The following is a 16,775-nucleotide window of genomic DNA, read 5'->3' on the forward strand; positions in this document are numbered from 1 at the left end:
TTTACCTGACAGACGGTGCAGGAGTTCTTGGAGAAGGATTCCTCATCGGCTGGTGATCCAGGCCGAATACTTTGAAAAAATTGAAAAAATGGGAAGATGCCGCTGGTTTTATCCTTTATAATAATGGTAATAACACTTTGAAGGGAATGCCATTTGCTCGAACACTGTGGTTAATGTTGAAAGGGGATACATAATTGAACACAAAATACTTAGATTTATTAGCGCAAAAGTATGATAGTGAAGAAAAAGTGGTCACCGAAATTATTAATCTTAAAGCAATCCTCAATCTTCCGAAAGGGACAGAGCATTTTGTCAGTGATTTGCACGGAGAATATCAAGCTTTTCAACATGTATTGAGAAACGGATCTGGAAGAGTGAAAGAGAAAATCAGGGATCTATTCGAAGGTGTGCTGCCAGAGGAAGAATTGAATGAATTTGCGACACTGGTTTATTATCCGGAAGAAAAAATAAAGTTAATCAAAAACCGTTTTGATAATAAAGAAGAATTGAACGAATGGTACACCTTGACGATCGACCGGATGATCAAGCTCGTATCCTATGCCTCATCCAAGTATACGCGTTCCAAGTTACGCAAAGCATTGCCTGCCCAGTTCGTTTACATTACCGAAGAACTGCTTTACAAAACCGAAGATATTACAAATAAAGAATCCTATTATAAGAAAATTGTCCAGCAGATCATTTCCCTTGGACAAGCAGATAAGCTCATTATTGGCCTGGCGTACGCTACGCAAAAATTAGTGGTGGACCACCTCCATGTGGTCGGAGATATTTATGATCGGGGCCCTGAGCCTGATAAAATCATGGAAACACTCATCCATTATCCATCTGTCGATATTCAGTGGGGGAATCATGATGTTCTGTGGATAGGGGCGTTTGCCGGGTCGAAGGTATGTCTTGCGAATATTCTGCGTATCTGTGCCAGGTACAATAATTTAGAGATTATTGAAGACGTGTATGGAATTAATCTGCGACCACTACTCAACCTCGCTGAGAAATACTATGAAGACAATCCAGCATTCCGACCGAAAATACAGGCCGATGAAAATCCATCGAACCCGGAAGAACTGGAACAAATCACAAAAATGCATCAAGCGATCGCCATGATTCAGTTCAAGCTGGAGAGCTCGATTATTAAGAGACGTCCGTACTTTAACATGACAGATCGGCTTTTACTTGAAAAGATGGACATGGAGAACGAGGAACTGACGATTCATGGAAAAACGTATCCTCTGGAAAACACGTGTTTTCGAACGGTGGACAAGGAGCACCCGAATCAGCTCCTGGAGGAAGAAGAGCAAGTGATCGACAAACTGTTATTTTCTATCCAGCATTCAGAAAAACTGGCTAGACACATGAAATTCCTTATGAAAAAAGGCAGTCTTTACTTAAAATATAATGGCAACCTATTGATCCATGGATGTATTCCTATCGATGAAGAAGGAAACATGGAAACAATGACGATTGAAAATAAAGAGTATGCTGGCCGTGAGTTACTGGACATCTTTGAACATTATTTACGTCATTCGTTCGCACATCCAGAGGAAACCGATGATCTTGCGACAGATATGGTTTGGTATTTATGGACAGGAGAATATTCCTCTCTTTTCGGAAAAAGAGAAATGACCACTTTTGAAAGATATTTCATCAAAGATAAAGCAACACACAAAGAGCGAAAGAATCCTTATTTTTACCTGCGTGAAAAGGAGGATATATGCCGTAAAATCCTTGAGGAATTCGATATGAATCCTGACCAGGGTCACATCATCAATGGTCATACTCCGGTCAAAGAAATTGAAGGGGAAAACCCGATCAAGGCAAATGGGAAGATGGTCGTCATTGATGGAGGTTTTTCTAAAGCGTATCAAAGGACAACAGGAATCGCAGGTTACACGTTATTATACAACTCCTACGGCATGCAGCTTGTCGCTCATAAACACTTCAACTCCAAAGAAGAAGTGCTAAGGGATGGAACCGACGTTTTATCAGTCAAAAGGTTGGTGGATAAAGAGCTTGAGCGCAAAAAGGTTTTGGAAACGAATGTTGGGGAAGAGCTCTTACAGGAGATTTATATATTGAACAGTTTGATGGAATATCGTTATATGAATTGACTTGTGCTCTATACCCCCACGCATACTTTTACGGCCCTGAACCCGACTGATTATTGGGGATTATAAAACCAAAACCCGGGAGGAACAGTTATGAATAATGATGTTATTCGCCGCGAGATTTTTATCCATTCGTCTATAAAAAATGTATGGGAAGCAATCAGCCGACCAGCCTGGTGGGTCGGAGATGCGCCTGGCCCCGACAACGTAGAGGTTACCGGATCCCGTATCGTGGCAGATACGAAGTACGGAAAGTTTCCTGTCCTCATCGAACGAGAAGAACCGCCAAACTATCTTGTATGCCGGTGGTCAAGTTCTTTTCCAGGGGAAGAACCTGAAAAAGGGAATTCTACCCTGGTAGAATTTAACCTGGAGGAAGTGGACGGGGGCACCTGGGTGCGTGTCATCGAAAGTGGATTTGCAAGCCTCCCCGTCTCGGGCGAAAAGCAAAGGAAATACCGGCAAGGAAATGCAGAGGGCTGGGAAAGTCAATTGAATGTATTACGAGAGAAAACAACAGAATAAGTTTGATTACTCCGTTTCCACTGTAATAGCTATCTCTACATCTCTACCCCCATCTTTCCTTTAATAAAGGAAAGTGGGGGTTAAATATTGGGCCCAATTGGACGTAGTTGTAGAAGACTGAAAATTTCGAGATAATCAGAGTGATAGAATGGCAGGATTATTTTTCCTGTGTTTATTCAAAGGAACGGGAGGTAGGAAGATGCAAAAGATCGAAGAAGTATTAGATGAGTATTTTGATAAATGGAATCAAGGGTTCACTACCAAAAGTGCAGATGGAATCCGAAGTTTTATGTCCCGGGAGTTTGTTGGGTATTGGTCCCATTCAGGCATCGTTGAACCAGATCCTTATTATTATGATTATGACCTTGAAGCTGTATTGAAGCAAATGGACCATGCAGAAAAATCGTTCGAAGCGGTTTCTATCAACCCGAGAAAAGAAGGCGAAGAATTTTTAGTCTTAGGAAAAGAGACAAATCACATTAATGGAAAGCCATTCACCGCCCAGTGTATGTTTGTTTGGAGATATGAAGGAGATGGGTGGAAACTGTTGAAAGAGTACATAGAATTAGAAAAGTAAGTTCAACATGCTAGACGCTGAATCAGGAAGTGTCTGGCTGCTGAACGATAGGAAGCTTGGATTCATATTTCTTCCGCTTTTCCAATTCCAAAAATGAAGGCCGTTCAAATTCCGGAAACAATGTTTCTTTGGAGGTTCACAGTTAGCTATGATCCTGGCGATCTTCCCACCATAGGAGGAGTTATCATTGGGAATAAACGTTGGAGATGTGATTATTTTTGAACGAACATTCACTAAAAAGGATGTGGAAATATTTACAGAGGTTTCCTGGGATGAGGGAGAACATCATATGATACCGGATGAAGAAGGAAGACTTGTCATCCAGGGGCTGCTGACGGCTACGCTCCCTACCAAAATTGGCGGAGAAAATAACGTGCTTGCTAGAACCATGGACTTTGAATTTTTAAGACCCGTTTTCACGGAAGATACAATAAAATGTGAAGTTACAATTGAAAAGCTGGATCAGCAGGAAAATCAGCGAACATCCATTATGGCCACATTCCTATGCACGAATCAAAGGGAAAAAGAAGTGTTGAGAGGCAGTTTTGCAGGGGTCATAGTATAGTCTATTACGAAAGGAGCAGGACACATGTGGAATCATAGCCGATTACTAGAGCTGCTGAATATCAGTCATCCTATCATACAAGCTGGAATGGCTGGTGGGGTTACCACTCCAGCACTCGTTGCTGCTGTTTCTAATGCAGGAGGACTTGGTACTTTAGGGGCTGGATATATGGAACCTGAGGTGATAAGAGAGAACCTTCAAGAAATCAAGAACTCGACCCGAAAGCCTTTTGGTGTGAATGTATTCATCCCTGAATTTCCTAACGCGACCGAAGAAGAAATAAGCAGGGTGAACCAATTACTGCAACCTTTTCGAAATGAACTCGGAATAAAGGATGTAACGAAACCGCAGATAGACGAATCACTTTTCGAAAAGCAGATTATGGTGATTAAAGAACAACAAGTTCCTGTATGCAGTTTCACTTTCGGCATTCCGGACAAAGATGTCGTCCAAGACCTTAAAAAGGAAGGAATCGTTCTAATTGGAACCGCTACAACAGTGGAGGAAGCAATTCTCAATGAACAATATGGAATGGATGCCGTTGTCGCACAGGGAAGCGAAGCTGGAGGCCATCGCGGGACATTTTTAAACCCATACAGTGAATCTACGATCGGTACTATGTCACTTATCCCCCAAGTCACAGATCAAGTAAATATTCCAGTGATCGCTGCGGGTGGAATTATGGACGGGAGAGGGGTACGGGCTTCCATGGTGCTTGGTGCAGAAGGGGCACAGCTGGGTACAGCGTTTGTTACTTGTGAAGAAAGTGGAGCCAAACCTCAACATAAAGCAGCCATTTTACATACGAAAGAGACAGAAACGGTGCTGACTCCTTCCTTCAGCGGTAAACCAGCCAGAGGGATTCGTAACACCTTCATGGAAAAAATGGAAGGCCATGAGAGCGAACTATTAGACTATCCCTTGCAAAACTCTCTGACTAAGGGGATTCGAAAGGAAGCGGCAATCCAAGACCGACCTGAATTTATGTCCCTCTGGTCTGGACAGAGCCCGCGGTTAAGTCGAACTGGATCCGCCACCGAAATTTTCCAATCCATCGTTTCACAGGCCGAGAGAATCAATAGCTAAGATAAGGTGATCAACGTAAGGAGAGGGCATACTTAATAAAATACTTCAACGGAAACAAATCCAGAAGGTTTGTCTTATGATTATTGTCACTCTAGCGTTTGATACTTCATTACTATTTTCAGACTGATAGGAAAGAGGTTCGAGCGGAATGGTTGAGCACGATAAGGTGGAAAGCTAGAATAATAGTTAAGAAGGGAGACGATTACATGAACGAAGAACAGATTTTTCAACAGATCAACCTGGTACGAAAAGCGACCTTGAAACAAATGGATAATCTTACAGAAGGACAGGCGGATAAACAGCCGGACGGTTTTAAAAACACCATCAGGTGGAACCTCGGCCATATTTACGTGGTACAAAATTCATTGATTGCAAAGTTCGGCGGTAAACCAGTCGAAACGCCGTCCCGTTACCTCGAATTGTTCGCACCAGGAACAAAACCGGCTGATTGGCAGGGAGACGTCCCATCCCTTTCCGAGTTGAAGAAGGAGCTTGAGGAACAACCACTCAGATTGAAAGAAGCGCTCTCCGGCCAGCTGGATGATGAAGCAGCCGAAGCCTTCTTATCGTTGCCGACAGTAGGAGAGATTCTTACTTTCACGTTGTACCATGAAGGGGTACATACGGGGATGATTAAAGCATTGAAAGCAAATACAGCAGAGTAAAACGGAAAAGCCGACTACACGTGTCAGTCGGCTTTTTTTGATGCCTGAATAAAGAAACAGCTACCTCGCTTTTTAGTAGAGCGAAGTGAGATGCCGACACCGCTTGATATATGTGAAAGGTGTAATTTTGTGTCTATCCGGGAAAAGGAAGAATAAGAAACGATTTACTCCTTGAGAAAAAATGTGAGAAGAAATTGGAGAATCAAGAAGGAGGGGAACATAAATGGTTAACCAAAACTCAGAAAACGAAGAAACGGTCAAGAAAATTAAAGACTTGATTAAAGATGAGAAGGTTGCGATGCTTACCACGGTATCCCCGGAAGGAAAACTGATGTCCCGGCCGATGCATACGCAGGAAGTAGAGATGGATAAGGAAGAGATATGGTTCATTACAGAAAAAGATACAGAGAAATATAGGGATATCAACCGTAATCCTGCCGTAAACCTGGCCTATGCAGGCAACTCCTATGTATCGATAAGCGGCACTGCGGAATTTGTCCAGGATGAAAAAAAGAAGGAACGCTACTGGAATAAGATTATCGAAAAAGTCCTGAACGCTTCTGCCGATGACCCCAATGTCGTATTGGTCAAAGTAACACCAGAAGTTGCCGAATTCTGGGAGTCCGGCTTGAGCGTCAAGACCGTCAAGGAATTTGTGAAAAAGATGACCAGCAGTAATTCCTTAGAGGAAGGCAATGATTTAAAAGATACAGTTAAATTCAATGAAAACACGAGATGACTAATTGCTGGGTATGTTCTGCACCCGCCCTGGATAAAGAGCAGGTTCTACAGGAAAGCCTTTCTTGAACGGGATTTCATGGTTATTAGGGTTCAGCGGTATGTAGAAAAAATTTGGATAACTAAGATAAATAAACAGCTTGTCGCCGACAAGCTGTTTATTTACTTGGAAAATTGTAAGTCCTATTTTTCAAGTAATATCGACATGAAAGGGTTAACTGATCCATAAAAAATAATAATGCCTCCCCTATAGGAGGGGAGGCTATAACCAAAGGATGGTCATTTTCTACCTGTGCTCACAAAATTGGTTGAAAATGTGAGGACTTAAGACAATACAAATTGTAATACAATACTTCTTTAATGTAAACAAGCTTTAAACAATTAAAGTGTAGGGTAGTTGGATTACCCGTTAAGGTTACTTTGCATGTAAGTCTTCCTAAATAGCGCTTTTTAATCTGATTGGAAAATAGAGCATGCTTTAATGTACGAAGGAACGGGGACCAGTTAAAGATCGGTGAAGGAAAGGATGCAGGATCAGAATCCCTGTAAAAAGGCAAGGCGGCTTCTACTGAGCCCCTTGCCTTAAAAAGTGAAGATAATCCATCATGCAGGTTGAATTAACGGTTGGAGTTGTTTTGGCGAGCTCTTTCTTTTCCGCCCTTTTCGCCAATCTCCTCATAAAATTCTTCTCCATGGTTCTGGCTGGTCGTTTCTCCACCTTTTTGACCGATTTCCTGATAGAACTCTTTGTCATGTTCCTGGCTTGTTGTTTCTCCGCCTTTTTTTCCGATCTCTTCAAAGTGTTCTTGACTGTACTTTTCGCTAACTTTCTCTCCGCCTTTTTTGCCTGCTTCCTCTACGGTCATTTTACGGTTATTATTGTTATTTTTACTATTGTTAGCCAATTCAAAAACCTCCTTTAAAGTTATATAAATTAATTACCACATGCTTTTATCATTAAACATACAAAATAATTTTTGATAAAAGTTGTTTGGTCGAGGGATCCCCCTCTTACTTTTCTAAACTTCCAGGACTTTGATGGAATCCGCTAGTTTTTGGGCGAACCCTTCCGGTTTTTCTACGGATTGAACGTGCAGGTATTTGATATTCGGCTCGGCAAACAACCAATGATTATGCAAGGCCGTTATGGTTAGATCATTTTTTCCAAGTGCTCTTGTGAAATCAGGAACCTCTTCTGGCAACAGGACGATTTCCGCATGGTTGAGTGCGGTCCCATCTTCTTCCAGGGCTTCAAAATGGATTTCCATGCTTAATTCACTTTTGAACGGACGACCTTGAACCGTTACATCCAAATCTCTTTCCTTCTCTACAGCTCCCATACCGTCCTCGGTGGAAACTTCTGCATCAAGGATTTCTCCGAATCTTTGCGCAATACTTTCTAGATCAGCCATTTTATCAGCTCCTTTTTAAGACTCATTAATCCTTTCCTCTTCAAGTGTTAGTGGTAAACATCTTCTAGAGGAGGAGTTTCTTCTTATAAGAGGCAGAAAAAAACATAATCCCCCTTAGATTTGGGAATGGGGTTTGTAGAATTAGAGAAGGGGGATGAGAAGATGTATTATTTATGGACAATTATCTGCCTTGCCGGCTTTATAGCCATTCATCTTTCCTCTAAATATATGACGTTTTTTAACTTTGTCCCTAGAAGTAAACTGTTATCAGCGGCAGGAGGAATTTCCGTCGCCTATGTTTTTGTTCATATTCTTCCGGAGTTGAACCATCACCAGCAACATTTCGCTATGTCACATGAGGAGACGATTTTATCCGGATATCATGTTTACGTCATGGCACTGGTTGGTCTGGCAGTATTTTATGGCCTTGAACGAATGGTGAAGTTGGCAGAAGTATCAGGCAAGGATGAGGCAGGAGTGCGAGCATTCTGGATCCATATGCTTTCCTTTTTCCTATATAACTCTCTGATTGCTTATTTATTGATCAGAGGAGAGGGAAAAGACCTCGTTCAGATATTCCTGTTCTTTGTCGCAATGGCTGTCCACTTTATTACCAACGACCATGCATTGCGGGAGAACCATAAAAATATTTATGATCATTACGGCAGGTGGGTGTTGGCTGGTGGAATACTTATCGGGGGTCTGATCGGTGAGTTTGTGGATATTAATGAGTTGGCTATCGCATTGTTGTTCTCTTTTCTTGCCGGTAGTGTGTTGCTGAATGTAATGAAAGAAGAACTGCCGGAAGAGAGACAAAGCAGCTTCCTGGCATTCTCCTTAGGCGGTGGGATTTATACGATACTCCTGTTGTTTATTTAAGTGACTTTTATGGTTGGTGAGATATTGGAAACTATCCGACCAAGAAAATGAAAGATAACTTTTAGATGGTATAATTGGATAATAAATGACAGGAAAGGGAGAATGCAGGATGGCTGAACATAAGATCTATACAATGAGTGTCGCAAAAGTCTACCCCCATTATGTGACGAAAGCGGAGAAGAAAGGACGCACGAAAGCAGAAGTCGATGAAATCATCCGTTGGTTGACAGGGTATAGCCAGGAAGGGTTGGAAGCACAACTGGAGGAACAAAAAGACTTTGAGACTTTTTTTGCGGAAGCTCCCCGACTGAATCCTTCACGGAGTTTGATCAAAGGTGTCATCTGTGGTGTAAGAGTAGAGGACATCGAAGAACCGATCATGCAGGAAATCCGCTATTTGGATAAGCTGATCGATGAGTTAGCGAAGGGAAAAGCGATGGAGAAGATCCTCCGGAAATAATGAAAAGCGAAGAAAAACTGCCCCACTAAAATATTAAGGAAACGGTGTTTTATTTGGGGTTTATAATAACCAGTTTTACTAATGATCAAAGGAGTTTTTTCATGGATCAGGAAATGGCTGTAAAGAAAACGTATGAACAATTAATAAAAGCATGGAACGATCGTGATGCGGAAAAAATGGCAAGTCTATTTACGGAAAGTGGCGAGAGCATTGGGTTTGATGGGAGCCTTTCAAAAGGTCGGAAAGAGATTTTTTCTCACTTGCATCCTATCTTTAAAGACCATCCTACGGCTCCTTTTGTAACTAAAGTGAAGGAAGTGAAATTCCTTGGAGGTCAAACAGCCATTGTTAGAGCGATTGCTGGTATGATCCCGCCTGGTGAATCAGATATCAAAGCCGATGTAAACACCCATCATACCTTGGTTTTGGAGAATGAAGGAAGTGGATGGGGGATAGAATTATTTCAAAATACACCTGCACAATTTCATGGGAGGCCGGAATTAGTAGAAGAAATGACAAACGAATTGAGGCAACTATTGAGCTGACTGAAGAAGGACAAGAGCCATTGAGCTAATCAGTAAATGAGTTTAAAAAGACCAGCAAGCAACAAAAGGACAGATCCAGATAGCAGAGCAATTCGAACAGGACGGTTGGCTTTGTGGAAGATACGGAAAAACATCTTTTCCCCTCCTTTGAAATAAGATAGCTATACTTAACGTACGTTCGGCCCGAAGAAAGGTTTCATTAGATTGGATGGATATATAAATCAGGTATGGAAAATGAAAAGTGTCGGACGCCATGCTAAAGTATTACAGCAATGGTATGCAGGCATGAGGGTTTTGATTATATTTACATGAATATTTATAAGAATCGTAAATCAACAGGAAGGATTAAACATGGTATCTTTACTCTCAGGAATGATGTATAGTATGTAACGTGTCTTTTGAATGCACGAACAGCAATTCAGTATACTAAATGTAGAGGTGAGAACATGGATTTTAATGAAATAAAAAATAGAATCGATGCCATAGGAGCAAATGCGATCACGATATCCTATATAGAAACAAATGAAGAAAATGACGAGCTCTTTGATGTGTTTGTAAACGTATGGCCTAACAAGAATGTAAAAAAGAGCTTCGAAACCATCGTGGTAAAAACCGAGACGTCTTTAGAGAAAGCTGAAAACATTTCCCAAAGGCTCTCCAACTCGTTAGGGCGTTACTATAAAAATGTTAAATACACGGGTCACGAAGCCTGATAATAAGTATGATTTAAAAAGCGTTGTACCTATCTGTGCAATGCTCTTTTTGTATTTGTTCTTGCTCTCCCATTTACCCGCACAGAAATTTTTGTGACTTTCCGTTAGAGAACCTTTGATTAAATCCAAGTCCCTCCCTTCTTTCGGGAGGAGCTGAAAGCAGAGCTGATTCAAATTCTGTTTTAAGATACATACTTTAGTGAGGAAGGAACAGGAGTGAATGGGGGTGGTGCAGTGAAGGCTAAATGTTTTGGAATCGGATTATTGATCATGGTTTCGTCCGTGTTCTATGGATTATTCACTGAGGACTGGGAACTGGCAGTGAAAGTACTGGCAATCAGTGCTCTTCTTCCTTTGCTTATCGCAGGTATCATGACGGGAGCATTAGTGGATGGAGACAGGAGTAGAGCCAATGCTTACACGGAGGTTAAGGAAGGGAAGGACAGGAAAAACAGGTGGCTGGCCGGATTGTTATTTATGAGCCTTCCGAATGCGGGTTTTATTGTTGTATTATTTATCGTTACGATGGTCAGGTATTGAAATTATTGTGAGGAGCCTTAAACATTAGGTTTCGGTGATGACGGGAACCTTTATAAATGCAGGACGGATGTAAGGGGGATAGATATGGATATCAAAGGAATCAACCATTTTTTGTTCTCTGTTTCTGACTTAGATCGATCCATCTCCTTTTACCAGAATGTATTAGGTGCAGAGTTATTGGTGAAAGGCAGAAAGACCGCTTATTTCGACCTGAATGGATTGTGGCTTGCTTTAAATGAAGAAAAAGAGATTCCGAGAAACGAAATTTCTGAGTCTTATACCCATACGGCTTTTAGTGTTGCGGAAAATGATTTTGAAGAAGCATACCAGCGGCTGGTGGATTATAATGTCAACATCTTACCAGGCAGGGAGCGGGATGAAAGAGATAAGCGCTCCGTTTATTTTACGGATCCAGATGGTCATAAGTTTGAGCTTCACACAGGGACGTTAAATGATCGATTGGATTACTATGAAGAGGCGAAACCTCATATGAAGTTTTATCGATGAAGGATTTTATAAATAACGAGTACTCTCTATTAATAGTCGTCCTGATTTTGATATCTGTCGGGTTAAGGGAGTATAACGTCCTGTAACTAGTCAGTATAGGAATCAGTTAGTTATTTACTTGCAGTGACGATTAGGGTTACAGTTCCAACTAACCTAATCGTTTGGATATTAGAATTGTTTCCTAAAAAGAATTGACGGAACAGTTTTGTATGATAGAATGAAATCTATTAACATTTGAATATTTTAAATTTTCTTATCTAGAGAGGTAGAGGGACTGACCCTATGAAGCCTCGGCAACCGGCATAACCACGTACGGTGCCAATTTCAGAGGAAGGCGAGAGCTATTCCGGAGATGAGGAAGGTTTGGCAACACTAAGACTTGTTGCATGCGGCCCTTCTCTCTTCGTGAGTGAAGGGCTTTTTATTTTTGTAAAAGAAGGGCTGGTGAAAAAGTTAATTAAAACACAAAGAATAGAAGTGGAAATTCAAACGGGAGAGGGGGATTCTAATGTTGATATCGATGATGGTGTGGGTGGGAACCATGATTTTTTCCTTCCTGTTAGGCACATTTCTCTGTTATAAAATCGAGAAGTCAGGTGTTAAACGGTGGGGAGCCACCGGTCGGCTATTTAAGTATAAATAAGAGTTAGGAAGGAAGTTATTGACAGATGATATGGTATTTGATTGTATTTATTTTTTATATCCTTTTTCTAATTTGGGCTAATATCCAAAGTCTTAAAAAAGCAGAATCTATCGATGATTATACAACTGGTGGACATAGAATGGGTTTACTGATGGGAATCGGTACAACGGCAGCTACATGGGTTAGTGTAGCTTCTGTCATCGGGGTCCCTGGATATTTGTATAGTTCAGGCGTATCGGCTGTCATTGGCTGGGTAGCAGGTTGGTGTTTCGGTGGTGCTCTAATACCTATTGTTGCATACAAAATAAGACGACCGGAGAAGCCTGCCAGGACTTTCCCTGAATTCATCCGCCATCGGTTTGAACCATTTCAGAACAAGAGTACATTGCAGGCGATCGTTGGTATATTAATGTTTATTGGTTATTTGCTTTTAGTAAATATTCAGGTGACTGGCTTCGGTATTGTATTTTCAAGCATCACTGGTATTGATTATAAAATAGCAATTTTCGGCTTCTTATTATTTATTTTAATAACAAGTGTGGGGGGTTTTTGGTCTGTTGCGGCAACAGATACATTAAATACTATTCTGATAACTGTTGGAGTATTATTGGCGAGTGGTGTTGTATGGTCGTTAACAGGTGGTATTGGAAATATACTAGAAACGCTTGCGACAACTACTGCACCGACAAATGTTGGTGGGCCGCCTCTGGAGGAAGGGGTTTTGCTGTCTCCTTTAGGGACATTTGGTCTTGGAGCATTGTTTTCTATTTTTATTTCAAATTCATTAGGAACTCCTTCTTCCCCACATTGGGTTACGAGGATGTTAGCTCCTCAAAATGTTAAAGTTGCGATATTGCAGGTCATGGGGACCATCCTTGTGTTAATTTTTATTATGGGTCCACTGATCATTATCGGATTAGGGGCAAAAGTTCTTGTACCTAGCATACCTGTAGGAAAAACGACAGATTACATTATTCCGTTAGTGATTCAGGAGTACACGCCCCCTATTATTGGGGGAATCACGCTGGTAGCTATTTGCGCAGCAGCTATTTCAACTGCGAATTCGATGCTCCTGCACTGTGCTACTTCCCTCTATTATGATGTGTACTTGAATATATCTTCCAAAAGGATCAGTGAAAAGAAGTTCAAGAACTGGCTTCGATTAAGTATATTCGGGATTGCCACTGTTGCAGTACTACTAGCTATTAATCCACCATGGTTCTTGGCTATGGGCTTTGTCTATGTGTATGGAGGCTTCGGCGCGGCATTTTTCCTAGTTGTATTCTTGGGGCTTTATTGGAAGAGAATGAACAGGGCAGGCGCCTATGCAGGGATCATCATCGGCTCCGTCGTTTATGTGGCAGCAAAAGCTATGGGGTATGAAATGCCATTTGTAATCGCAGTTGCTGCTTCATTATTAGGGGTATTACTAGCCGTATATTTCACGAAAAGAGCCCCACTTGAAGCTTATGAGCCATATTTTGAGGCAGAAATCAGTGATTCTACTCACCAGGTGCTGGAAAAGATGAGAAGCACCTCACCAGAAGAAGTTCAAGTTAGGGATAAGCATTCTGACATAGGTTAGTTACGGGAGTTCTACTTCAAGGAGAAGATTGAATAGATTGAAAGTAGTTTCGGTATCTTCCTATTCAATTAGGGAAATGACGAGAAATTCATTGAAAAACATATGCACTTCCTAATCATAAACCAGCCCCCAAAGAAAACGGAGGCTGGTTTGATGTTTGGAGACAGAGCGAAAGTAGGGTCTCTAACCTGATACTATCGCTGTTTCAGTTTAGAACTGTCAGGTTATTAGCTAATTAGTAGACCCATATTTCTTGAAATGCCATTTTATTACTATTTCACCATTATCCATACTCTTTACCATTTACAAACGGTGGCGCCGACAATGATCAATAAGATAAACAGCACAACAATCAATATAAAGTTGTTTTTCTGAGGAGGGCATCTATGCATTTGAGCACCAGCGACAGGCATGTGAGGCATATTGGCCCCCATATACGGCGCGTTCACATTTGCACCCATATAAGGTGAGTTTACATTTTCCATTTGAAAACTTCCTTTCTTTTTGTGTGTTCGTCACTATATAGTACTCGCCTACCGCAAAGTTGAGCCCGTCAACCTTAAAAATGGGTAAGTGTCACGAATACACAAAGCGGGAGTTTTCAGTGCTTCCGCGTATAACTGAGCTCGAACAAATACTGTCTGTGAGATACTGATGTCTTGTTATGATGGACGAGGAATGGGTTTGTTTTATGGACAGTCCTGGCTTCTGGAATAGTAGAGAATCTTGCTAATGGTCGGTAAGAAGGTCTTGTAATCAAGCTTGTCAAATAAGCCGATTGCTGACTATCTGCTTTTCTTTTTTTGTTCAGTCCTTCAACCATCTCTTCATCGGTCCTGATTTGAAAACCATGGCCGAAAAAGCGATCATCCCCCATCGTTATGGCATTGACCCCACGAAACCAGGGGGTCTGTGGATCGACGTCCGGGTTATTGAAATAGACGACATCCCCGGGGATATAATGATTGGCATAAAACGAATGCATCCCAAGGTCATCGTCTGCATGCCAGCTATATAAGTAAAGGTTAGGGAAAAAGCTGTTAAAAGGCGTGCTGCCCATCGTCAATAATAGGCCATGGTAAAAATTGATGATACAAGCAGTCGCACATTCAAATTTATAGAGAGCACTGTTTTTGAAAATGTCGAGAACTGCCTCTGCCGGCCGTACTTGACGTCTCAAGAGGAATCCACCTGTCCTGGTCAAATTCCAATATTCACGGTTGCATTGGGACCCACGGAAAGTAGCAAAAGCTGAATTCCCTTTCTCCATCTCTTTGGCACTAATGATGATATTTTGTCTCGCTTTGATTTCAAACAAAAGCTCCTTTTCGGATGAAAAAGAATAGATGTTCGGAACATCTTGCAGAGCTTGGATAATGTGAGTTTCGGTTTGCGTTGTTTTCCATGATTCATTCGGTTGAAAAGGTCGACCAGCTACTTCGATCATTCGGTTCCTCCTTTCCAAAGTAAAACCTCTGCTATGGTATCTATCGTATTCATGGGAAGTTAGCTTCATGTTATTTACCACAGTTTTTCTTCCCTATGGAATGCAGAAGAGAGTAAATGTATACGATCATTTTTGAGAGAGGTGGAAATCGGCGCATGTCGAAAAGAGAGGATCCTTTATAAGGAAGGAGGTATGGCTTTCATTGCTTTATCTTACGTTTCTTTTTTATGAATGTTTATTATTTGGTTCCGCCATCATCGTTAATTACTTTTACGACAGCTACCTCCGTCCACCATTTAATAGAGTGGATGTGATAGCCAGTGTCATTTTTTTACCTATCCTAGGGTTGATATTTTATCTTTTAACTCGGTTGTTTAAGCGATTTGACGTCCTCTCCACAAAGAAAAAGCTTTTACTTTCTATCCCTGCTTTCATTATTTCTGCTATGGTTTCAAGTCTCCTCCTGGGAATAGTATTCGGACTTTAATGATTTATTCTATTAGGCTCGTTGTTAGAGTTCATTCCTTAAAGACGTTTAGAGATCAGGTACTATATTTGTATTAAATGATGTTGAGTATTCTGTGGGAATTTGAAATAATTGGTTTAAGGTCGAAAAGTTCTGACAACTTACTTACTGGTTATCAGCTTTTTTTAACAGACGAAAGAAGGTCAAACATTGATTTATGATAAGGAGGATTTTATGCACAAATTATACTTGTCCATAATCGCCTTGATCAGTGTTATTTTCCTTGTGACTATTTTTTATACGAAAGACGACGGTTCCCCGAATACTCAAAAGGAAGCAGAACCAGCAGCTACCAACCAGGAGGAAACTGAACCTGAAGTTACTGATCAGGAAGACGAGAGTTCCAGTCGTACCGCAAGCATCATCGACCCTGGAGCTTTCGAGGAGTATTTTTCAGGAGTGGAAGCTGAAGAAATCAATTTAGAAGGATCCGAGGGTGTAAGCATTAAAACAGAAGAAATACCAGAGGAAAGACACAAGCAAGTGGCTGCCGGATTGCTTATAGAAGCGAAAAAATACATCAATTCCAATGGGGAGTGGGTATTGCCTCCAGGAAAGGAAGAGCCTAATATAAATCCACCTACAGATGACCAATTAAGAGGATTGATGGAGCTGAAGGATAATGAATTGGCGACCAGCATTAAGCAAATTTCCGTGATTTTACAGGATGCCAATGATTTGATTGATGATGAGTCTATTAATGACCAAATAGAAAGATTGAGGGAAAAATTAGTGGCAATAGAAATTTATGAGAAAGAGACCTTTTATACCTTCAGTCTGGCATATGAAGAATATAAAACATGTGTACAGTTTGTCCACTCCATGACGAAAGATATAGAAGGAATGTGAATGCATGAATGGAATATTCATCGTTAGGTTATAAAAGTAGATTATTAGTGTGAGAGGGGAGGGTGTATGTATGGCTGGTTGGCTTAATATTGGCAGCCTTGTGCTCGGTGTGATGGCCTGGAGTCTTCCTATTGTTTATCTGCTGCGCTATAAAATTCCTGAGTATAGGAAATGGGTAGTTTTTTCGATCATGAGCATCAGTGCTTGTGCTATTTCCCTTTGTCTCCAGATTTTTTATACCTACCACCTGGTAATGATTGAGGATTGGAGCGCCCTTATGGACACTACGAGAGCGGTTGCATCTGTGTCATCTGTTCTCGTGATCGTTACGATTCTATTGAACGCTATAACATTGATTGTTTATCGGGGCAAAACAGTGTAGAACGT

21 protein-coding genes and 1 riboswitch are annotated in these 16,775 nt (G+C 41.2%); of the genes, 17 read left to right on the top strand and 4 right to left on the bottom strand.

Annotation, left to right across the window (positions count from 1 at the left end):
- Positions 1-194 precede the first annotated feature (194 nt).
- The 7 genes from fbp (at position 195) to BMZ58_RS16805 (ending at position 6,283) form a co-directional block, all read left to right on the top strand.
- On the top strand, positions 195-2,129 hold the full coding sequence (gene fbp / locus BMZ58_RS16775; protein ID WP_075037717.1) for a fructose-1,6-bisphosphatase: 1,935 nt from the start codon (positions 195-197) through the stop codon (positions 2,127-2,129).
- A 90-nt stretch (positions 2,130-2,219) separates the two neighbouring features.
- Positions 2,220-2,651: an SRPBCC domain-containing protein gene (locus tag BMZ58_RS16780; RefSeq protein WP_075037718.1), complete on the top strand. Its 432-nt coding sequence runs from the start codon at positions 2,220-2,222 to the stop codon at positions 2,649-2,651.
- Between the two features lie 199 nt (positions 2,652-2,850).
- The gene (locus tag BMZ58_RS16785; protein WP_075037719.1) at positions 2,851-3,228 is read left to right on the top strand and encodes a DUF4440 domain-containing protein; all 378 of its coding nucleotides are present in this window, start codon (positions 2,851-2,853) and stop codon (positions 3,226-3,228) included.
- Positions 3,229-3,415: 187 nt separating this feature from the next.
- A complete protein-coding gene (locus BMZ58_RS16790; RefSeq protein ID WP_075037720.1) occupies positions 3,416-3,793 on the top strand; it encodes a hotdog family protein in 378 nt (125 codons plus the stop codon).
- A gap of 24 nt (positions 3,794-3,817) precedes the next feature.
- Positions 3,818-4,879 (top strand): NAD(P)H-dependent flavin oxidoreductase, encoded by a 1,062-nt coding sequence (locus BMZ58_RS16795; RefSeq protein ID WP_075037721.1) that lies wholly within the window; start codon positions 3,818-3,820, stop codon positions 4,877-4,879.
- Positions 4,880-5,085: 206 nt separating this feature from the next.
- Positions 5,086-5,544 (top strand): DinB family protein, encoded by a 459-nt coding sequence (locus BMZ58_RS16800; protein ID WP_075037722.1) that lies wholly within the window; start codon positions 5,086-5,088, stop codon positions 5,542-5,544.
- 223 nt (positions 5,545-5,767) lie between these two features.
- Positions 5,768-6,283, top strand: a complete 516-nt coding sequence (locus BMZ58_RS16805; RefSeq protein WP_075037723.1) for a pyridoxamine 5'-phosphate oxidase family protein — start codon at positions 5,768-5,770, stop codon at positions 6,281-6,283.
- A gap of 616 nt (positions 6,284-6,899) precedes the next feature.
- On the opposite strand, the gene BMZ58_RS16810 is transcribed toward BMZ58_RS16805, so the two are convergent.
- Both BMZ58_RS16810 and BMZ58_RS16815 read right to left on the bottom strand, forming a co-directional pair.
- Positions 6,900-7,187, bottom strand: a complete 288-nt coding sequence (locus BMZ58_RS16810; RefSeq protein WP_279626142.1) for a KGG domain-containing protein — start codon at positions 7,185-7,187, stop codon at positions 6,900-6,902.
- Positions 7,188-7,301: 114 nt separating this feature from the next.
- Complete coding sequence (locus BMZ58_RS16815) at positions 7,302-7,694, bottom strand: DUF1259 domain-containing protein (protein ID WP_075037724.1); 393 nt, start codon at positions 7,692-7,694, stop codon at positions 7,302-7,304.
- 126 nt (positions 7,695-7,820) lie between these two features.
- Here BMZ58_RS16815 and BMZ58_RS16820 point away from each other — a divergent pair, with 126 nt between their 5' ends.
- From BMZ58_RS16820 to BMZ58_RS16850, 8 genes are all read left to right on the top strand, one after another.
- On the top strand, positions 7,821-8,573 hold the full coding sequence (locus BMZ58_RS16820; RefSeq protein ID WP_244151628.1) for a hypothetical protein: 753 nt from the start codon (positions 7,821-7,823) through the stop codon (positions 8,571-8,573).
- Between the two features lie 109 nt (positions 8,574-8,682).
- A complete protein-coding gene (locus BMZ58_RS16825; RefSeq protein ID WP_075037726.1) occupies positions 8,683-9,033 on the top strand; it encodes a DUF2200 domain-containing protein in 351 nt (116 codons plus the stop codon).
- A 101-nt stretch (positions 9,034-9,134) separates the two neighbouring features.
- The gene (locus tag BMZ58_RS16830; protein WP_075037727.1) at positions 9,135-9,578 is read left to right on the top strand and encodes an SgcJ/EcaC family oxidoreductase; all 444 of its coding nucleotides are present in this window, start codon (positions 9,135-9,137) and stop codon (positions 9,576-9,578) included.
- Between the two features lie 446 nt (positions 9,579-10,024).
- Positions 10,025-10,291 carry a hypothetical protein gene (locus tag BMZ58_RS16835; RefSeq protein ID WP_075037728.1) on the top strand — a complete coding sequence of 89 codons (267 nt, stop codon included), beginning with the start codon at positions 10,025-10,027 and terminating at the stop codon, positions 10,289-10,291.
- Positions 10,292-10,525: 234 nt separating this feature from the next.
- Positions 10,526-10,831 (top strand): DUF5316 family protein, encoded by a 306-nt coding sequence (locus BMZ58_RS16840; protein WP_139207368.1) that lies wholly within the window; start codon positions 10,526-10,528, stop codon positions 10,829-10,831.
- A gap of 84 nt (positions 10,832-10,915) precedes the next feature.
- Positions 10,916-11,338: a metallothiol transferase FosB gene (gene fosB / locus BMZ58_RS16845; RefSeq protein WP_075037730.1), complete on the top strand. Its 423-nt coding sequence runs from the start codon at positions 10,916-10,918 to the stop codon at positions 11,336-11,338.
- 250 nt (positions 11,339-11,588) lie between these two features.
- Positions 11,589-11,697, top strand: a riboswitch (SAM riboswitch).
- Between the two features lie 4 nt (positions 11,698-11,701).
- On the top strand, positions 11,702-11,920 hold the full coding sequence (locus BMZ58_RS21230; protein WP_208601433.1) for a hypothetical protein: 219 nt from the start codon (positions 11,702-11,704) through the stop codon (positions 11,918-11,920).
- Between the two features lie 86 nt (positions 11,921-12,006).
- Positions 12,007-13,566 carry a sodium:solute symporter family protein gene (locus tag BMZ58_RS16850; protein WP_075037731.1) on the top strand — a complete coding sequence of 520 codons (1,560 nt, stop codon included), beginning with the start codon at positions 12,007-12,009 and terminating at the stop codon, positions 13,564-13,566.
- A gap of 296 nt (positions 13,567-13,862) precedes the next feature.
- On the opposite strand, the gene BMZ58_RS21480 is transcribed toward BMZ58_RS16850, so the two are convergent.
- A complete protein-coding gene (locus BMZ58_RS21480) occupies positions 13,863-14,051 on the bottom strand; it encodes a YjcZ family sporulation protein (protein WP_075037732.1) in 189 nt (62 codons plus the stop codon).
- Between the two features lie 116 nt (positions 14,052-14,167).
- Positions 14,168-15,013, bottom strand: coding sequence for a protein-glutamine gamma-glutamyltransferase (locus BMZ58_RS16860; RefSeq protein ID WP_075037733.1), 846 nt, complete (start codon positions 15,011-15,013; stop codon positions 14,168-14,170).
- A 700-nt stretch (positions 15,014-15,713) separates the two neighbouring features.
- Here BMZ58_RS16860 and BMZ58_RS16870 point away from each other — a divergent pair.
- Both BMZ58_RS16870 and BMZ58_RS16875 read left to right on the top strand, forming a co-directional pair.
- On the top strand, positions 15,714-16,388 hold the full coding sequence (locus BMZ58_RS16870; RefSeq protein WP_075037735.1) for a hypothetical protein: 675 nt from the start codon (positions 15,714-15,716) through the stop codon (positions 16,386-16,388).
- Between the two features lie 70 nt (positions 16,389-16,458).
- On the top strand, positions 16,459-16,770 hold the full coding sequence (locus tag BMZ58_RS16875; protein WP_075037736.1) for a hypothetical protein: 312 nt from the start codon (positions 16,459-16,461) through the stop codon (positions 16,768-16,770).
- Positions 16,771-16,775 lie beyond the last annotated feature (5 nt).

The organism is Halobacillus dabanensis (genome assembly GCF_900114165.1).
GTDB classification, from domain to species: domain Bacteria; phylum Bacillota; class Bacilli; order Bacillales; family Halobacillaceae; genus Halobacillus; species Halobacillus dabanensis.

Bases quoted from the DNA above. Each gene is read 5' to 3' on its own strand.
- BMZ58_RS16780 (WP_075037718.1), top strand. From the start codon at position 2,220: ATGAATAATGATGTTATTCGCCGCGAGATTTTTATCCATTCGTCTATA.
- BMZ58_RS16785 (WP_075037719.1), top strand. From the start codon at position 2,851: ATGCAAAAGATCGAAGAAGTATTAGATGAGTATTTTGATAAATGGAAT.
- BMZ58_RS16795 (WP_075037721.1), top strand. From the start codon at position 3,818: ATGTGGAATCATAGCCGATTACTAGAGCTGCTGAATATCAGTCATCCT.
- BMZ58_RS16800 (WP_075037722.1), top strand. From the start codon at position 5,086: ATGAACGAAGAACAGATTTTTCAACAGATCAACCTGGTACGAAAAGCG.
- BMZ58_RS16805 (WP_075037723.1), top strand. From the start codon at position 5,768: ATGGTTAACCAAAACTCAGAAAACGAAGAAACGGTCAAGAAAATTAAA.
- BMZ58_RS16815 (WP_075037724.1), bottom strand. From the start codon at position 7,694: ATGGCTGATCTAGAAAGTATTGCGCAAAGATTCGGAGAAATCCTTGAT.
- BMZ58_RS16820 (WP_244151628.1), top strand. From the start codon at position 7,821: ATGGGGTTTGTAGAATTAGAGAAGGGGGATGAGAAGATGTATTATTTA.
- BMZ58_RS16825 (WP_075037726.1), top strand. From the start codon at position 8,683: ATGGCTGAACATAAGATCTATACAATGAGTGTCGCAAAAGTCTACCCC.
- BMZ58_RS16830 (WP_075037727.1), top strand. From the start codon at position 9,135: ATGGATCAGGAAATGGCTGTAAAGAAAACGTATGAACAATTAATAAAA.
- BMZ58_RS16835 (WP_075037728.1), top strand. From the start codon at position 10,025: ATGGATTTTAATGAAATAAAAAATAGAATCGATGCCATAGGAGCAAAT.
- fosB (WP_075037730.1), top strand. From the start codon at position 10,916: ATGGATATCAAAGGAATCAACCATTTTTTGTTCTCTGTTTCTGACTTA.
- BMZ58_RS16850 (WP_075037731.1), top strand. From the start codon at position 12,007: ATGATATGGTATTTGATTGTATTTATTTTTTATATCCTTTTTCTAATT.
- BMZ58_RS21480 (WP_075037732.1), bottom strand. From the start codon at position 14,051: ATGGAAAATGTAAACTCACCTTATATGGGTGCAAATGTGAACGCGCCG.
- BMZ58_RS16860 (WP_075037733.1), bottom strand. From the start codon at position 15,013: ATGATCGAAGTAGCTGGTCGACCTTTTCAACCGAATGAATCATGGAAA.
- BMZ58_RS16870 (WP_075037735.1), top strand. From the start codon at position 15,714: ATGCACAAATTATACTTGTCCATAATCGCCTTGATCAGTGTTATTTTC.
- BMZ58_RS16875 (WP_075037736.1), top strand. From the start codon at position 16,459: ATGGCTGGTTGGCTTAATATTGGCAGCCTTGTGCTCGGTGTGATGGCC.